The sequence below is a fragment of the Vibrio sp. 1288 genome, from assembly GCF_033344475.1.
This window is the reverse complement of the sequence record NZ_JAWPOX010000708.1, coordinates 1-625: the sequence shown is the minus strand read 5'-3', so window position 1 is coordinate 625 and position 625 is coordinate 1. Positions and strand designations below refer to the sequence as shown.

Sequence of the window (625 nt, the reverse complement as noted above, 5' to 3'; positions counted from 1 at the left end):
ATTCTCCTCATCAATGATAGTCCAACGGCCGTCACCTTCATTCAGTGCTCCGATAATAACTAGCTGGTTAAGAATGGCAGGATCGGTCGTGTGCAGCTGTACAACCAGTTCAGTCACCACCTCATCCGAAGAAGCATCAAACTCTTGGTATTTAATGATGTTTGCACCAGCTTGACCGCCCGCAGAGGTGTTGATTGTAAAGTCGATTGCACCTTGCGCATCCGATTTAACAACGTCTATCGCAGTACCATTACTTTCTGTGACCAACAAGCGCGTTTGATCGCCTATCGCACCAGAGGTATCTTCCGGCTCAACAACCGGATTCACTTGAACGTGAACCGAACCAGTAATCACCGCTTCTGCAATCCCTTGTCCTGGATTTGCCGCATCAACGTACTCATGGTCAATCTCTTTCACAGTCAACGTTGTGCTCAAATCAAAGTCGGTACTGGAATCTTGTTCCAACTCAACTTGAACATAACCACTCTGAGTAACGCGAGCAGAGAAGTCTTGCTCCGATTCATTGGCTTGTGGCGTTAATGTTAACGTACCAGCGACGAGCGTTTGCGCTACACCATCCACGAACACGGTACAACTAGGAGGGAAGCCAGAAATCGTCACTTCT

At 47.8% G+C, this 625-nt stretch carries 1 protein-coding gene; it reads right to left on the bottom strand.

All coding sequences use genetic code 11. The features are described from left to right. A partial coding sequence (locus R8O11_RS28905; RefSeq protein WP_318195082.1) for a hypothetical protein occupies nucleotides 1-625 on the bottom strand: 625 nt, incomplete at both ends.